We start from the raw sequence: 4,199 nt of genomic DNA, 5'->3' as shown, positions 1-4,199 counted from the left end.
GTGGAAACCCCGGATGATAGTACCAGGGTTATGCGGTACACGCATCTAACGAAACTTCTGCATCTTCTAGAGACTGGAAAATTCCATTTCTCTTCGATAAGCAGTTTCGAAGACGATTACGAGATGCTCATACCAGAGTATGCAGTTGAGGCAAAGGATGAAGACCGACGTGAACGCTCAAGAAAGATCAACGACATTCATGCAAAATTTCGCCGCCATATTGCAGCAAGTTGTTGGTTCGTCGGTGAGCGCGAAACTGAACACATGTGGAGAAGGTACTGCGGTAAGGAATTCGGTTGTGATTAGAACCACTTCTGGTAAATTATGCGGGTCATTTCGCTCTACACCTTATGAAGTGCATGTTGGCCTGGTCAAGTATATTGATTACAAAAACATGAGATCTGAAAAGATTGTTCTTCCCACAAACAAGGAGCAAAGTTTATCCTTCGCAGAACTCCCCCTCCTAAAGAGAAAGGAATATGAATCAGAGAAAGAGCTTAGAGCTTTCATAATAAGTTATCCACCAGAAAAAGAAGGAACAACGGAAAAAGGAGAAATAAAAGAATTGGATCTAGATAGAGGAAAAATTGATGAGGGCATAGATGTGGAAGCCGAAGTGGACATACTAATCAAAGAATTAGTAATAAGCTCCTCTGGTGCAAGAAGGTTTGAACCTGTTTTTCAGCATCTCATCGAAAAATACAACTATAACCTCGAAATAACGGTGAGTCCTCTTTCCAGAGGGCTTTATGAGAATTAACTGGCAAGATTTTTTGTTCGATTTCTTTTTTGGAGTCAATAGTAATTATCTCCTGATCTTCGAGTGAGGTGGTAACTGTGATTATTGATCTATTAGGAATAATAGTGGGAATGATTGGCTGTTTCCTAGCACCCTACTTGTATTTTAGAGGCAGGCATGAGAAAGATCTAATGTACGCATCGAACAGCATTCTCGTTGTTGATAGACAGCTGCCAGAAGAGGTAACAGTGAATTTCAAAGGAGATCAAGTTGCCAACCTTTTTGTCTCGAGAGTGAGTCTTTGGAACCATGGAAACGAACCGATAAGAAAAGAAGACATTTCGTCGACTGATCCTCTAATAGCCAGCTCCCGAGGGAGGATTCTAGCTATACAAGGAGTTGAGACTAGCCGCGATGCAATAGGGTCACAAGTTAACCAGCTGGCAGAAAACAGGGTTTCAATAGAATTCGATTTCTAAGACAAGAGTGATTGGGTTTCGTTTACAGTCTTGACCGACTGCCTCGAAAGTGAAGATATTTCACTTTCTGGAACGATTATTGGTATGCCTAAAGGAATTAGATCCACAGAAAGAGCATCCCCACTAGAACCACTTGAAGGAACTATTGCCAAGAGCAGATCTGTAAGACTGGCGTACTGGACTTATTCTTATAGCCTTATTGTGATGGTACTAACACTTTCGATTTCTATTGCGCTATTTATTGACTCCGATCTTTCAAGCTCACTAGAAAGTGTCTTTTTTGGTGGAATGATCATGCTGGTTTCTTCTGCCGCGGGCGTTCTTACACGACGGCTTGTGGATCTGAGGACAAGAGGTCGAAGACAATCAACCGCGAAAGGAAACGATAAACGGTCGAGATTTGTTTGAGCAGATCACAAGTACGAACCAGTCTGTTCGCAAGCTTGGGAATATGGATTTTGAGAGACGGATACCGGTATCCAGCAGCAGTATGAGACAGCTAAAAGACTTTCAGAAATAGTAGGGAGAGGATGCGGAGCTTTCAGCTTTTGCTGGATGTTGTGAGTGTTTTCTGATTCTAGATTGTTTTTGGGGAAACAGAAATGAGTTGTGCAGAACAGGAGGGATGATTTTGGCATTTCAATTAGTCTCCTTTGGAGTTTATATATGCCTTTCCGTAGTTTTGTTTGCACATATCAGAAAGAAGCCATCTTGGCTGTATCTGCCGTTCATTGCCATTCTGGCGGTTTTGATGAATATGAGATACGAGGGATTGTTTGATTTGCATCTTCGAGATTTGAAAGACCTGTCAGGCGTGGTCGCTGGTTCTATGTCATCCATTCTAGCTCTGGTCCTTGCAGTTACTCTAGTTGTTACGCAACATTCTGCTCAATACTTCTCTCTTAGAACAATGGATATCTTGTGCAAGAATTACGATCTGATATTCATGCTGCTGATTTACTCAACTACGATTTCAATGAGTCTGGTAGTGAAAGCTATCTATATTGATTCCGAAGTAATATCGCTATGCATTTTGCTCTTGCTGTTTTCTGGCTTATACTGCATAATAATTCTTCCAATATTCGTGATTAGAATGATCAGCCTTATGAAGCCAGAATCAATTTTCAATCTTCTGATGGCAAAACACGAGAAGGGAAAATCCAAAGCAAGGTTCACTCTTGAGGCCTTGCTTGATATTGCGAATAAATCCGAAGATCCAGAATTGCTTTATCGATGCTATTCCGGAACTCTCAGTGTGTTCTTTGAGAGAATTAAAAATAAAGAACAAAATGACAAGAATGATGAAACCAGAAATAACGATTGGTACAACCAATCTTTCATGAGATTGGAGTTACTTGTTTATAGATGTCAAGACAACGGCTTTCTCGGATTCACTTCTTTCCTCGATGCAGTGGAAGATTTCCTCGAAAGAACTGATGTAATTGAGTTCTCCGAGAATATTGAACTACATGATATTCGAAAGGAAATTGTCTATCTTCTTCGATTTTGCCATGAAAGAATAGTTACTAGATATTCTGAATTGGGAGCAACTGCACTATACAATATAGTGAGACTCTGGAATACATTCGCAAATGTCAGTATTAATCACAATCATAATCTCTTGGCCATAGTCTGCAATTCTTTCAGCAAGTGCATTATTAATTTCAGGAATAGTGGCAATGAACTCCTTAACGAGAGACTTGCTCTTTACCACACTTCAAGATCGATTGCTTCTCTTGCAGTACTGGAAGCCAATGCAATCAAAAAAGGACATCGTTTTGCTCGCTATCCAACAGCAGATGCAATGAAGACTCTTCTTACTACTGACGAAGTGCTTCGAAAAAGACAGAAAGGCGTTCCCAATCTGAAAAATGCACTCAATGCTGTTCTCAATGCATACACTGGCACGAAAGAAAGTCGAAAGGCACTCAAGATGCTTCAGGTTCTGTTCCTTCAGAAACCCATTGATGTGACTTACTTACTGCTATTAGATCCGCTTGGCATTTCTATGAAGCTGTATGATCTGCAAAGTGATGAGTCTACCCTTCATGATTTGCGTTTCTTCCAGAATTGGGTGATTGAGGGACTCCTTAAGAGAGGAAAAACCAATTATCTTAAAGGAAAGTTTTGTGAGCTTGCGATGTACTCAATGAAGTTCAAAGACGGTAGGCGTGGTGAAACAATTCGAATAATGCTACAGAATGCTTACTCTGCAATCAAGAAAGTTGATAACGGTCTGTCCGAAGAATTCAGAGCTGAGGTTCTGGATCAGACTTAAGGTATTGTAGATATGCATTCCATTAAGTCCCGCTCATGATACAAGACAGAAATCAATTTCTCGGTGAACTTGAGATCGTACACCAGCAAACAAGAATTCAGAGAATCTCTGCTCTATAATCTATCATCAGCTCAAATAACACAATTGAAAGCCCCGTGTTCAAGGTCAGCATTTCTTTGATTGAGAACCTTCTCCAATTATGGAAGCGCCTTGAACAGTTCGAACACTTTCCCTATCCAGCGGCATCTCCGTCATTTTCTAAAGTTCTCTCCCAGCACTTCTCCGGGTTTCTCCCGCAAAGCGCATTCTCAAGTTCAGGAAGGATCTCTATCAGAGCAGAGACTATGCGCTGATCAAGAGGCATTTCAGTCATCATGTTCACCGCTTTAGCAAAGGAATAAGCGGCCCTGTAAGGCCTGTCGGCAGTTAGGGCTTCGAAGACATCGGCCACGGCAATGATCTTAGCCTCAAGCGGTATCTTGTCCGCCTTCAGTCCATGTGGATAGCCGGAACCGTCTTCTCTTTCGTGATGCATATAAGCGTAAGGAATGAACTTCTTCAGATATTTGAAGTGTTCGAGGATGTCTTTTCCGTGCGTAGGATGATTGCGGATAACCTCCATCTCAATCTCATCTAAGGGACCGTGCTTCCTCAGTATCTTAGATGAAATACCGACTTTGCCAATGTCATGCAGCGTTGCTCC

At 41.5% G+C, this 4,199-nt stretch carries 4 protein-coding genes; 3 read left to right on the top strand and 1 reads right to left on the bottom strand.

The window, feature by feature from the left end:
• Positions 1 to 157 precede the first annotated feature (157 nt).
• From ENN47_01485 to ENN47_01475, 3 genes are all read left to right on the top strand, one after another.
• Entirely contained in the window at positions 158 to 760 is a 603-nt protein-coding gene (locus tag ENN47_01485; GenBank protein ID HDP76861.1) for a hypothetical protein, read from the top strand.
• A 77-nt stretch (positions 761 to 837) separates the two neighbouring features.
• The gene (locus ENN47_01480) at positions 838 to 1,218 is read left to right on the top strand and encodes a hypothetical protein (protein ID HDP76860.1); all 381 of its coding nucleotides are present in this window, start codon (positions 838 to 840) and stop codon (positions 1,216 to 1,218) included.
• 631 nt (positions 1,219 to 1,849) lie between these two features.
• The gene (locus tag ENN47_01475) at positions 1,850 to 3,496 is read left to right on the top strand and encodes a hypothetical protein (GenBank protein HDP76859.1); all 1,647 of its coding nucleotides are present in this window, start codon (positions 1,850 to 1,852) and stop codon (positions 3,494 to 3,496) included.
• Positions 3,497 to 3,728: 232 nt separating this feature from the next.
• On the opposite strand, the gene ENN47_01470 is transcribed toward ENN47_01475, so the two are convergent.
• Positions 3,729 to 4,199, bottom strand: a 471-nt coding sequence (locus tag ENN47_01470; GenBank protein HDP76858.1) for an HD domain-containing protein, incomplete at its 5' end; no start/stop codon positions are given.

The organism is Mesotoga infera, from assembly GCA_011045915.1.
GTDB classification, from domain to species: domain Bacteria; phylum Thermotogota; class Thermotogae; order Petrotogales; family Kosmotogaceae; genus Mesotoga; species Mesotoga infera_D.
The sequence above is the reverse complement of the archived record's forward strand: the minus strand, read 5'-3'. Positions and strand labels throughout refer to the sequence as shown.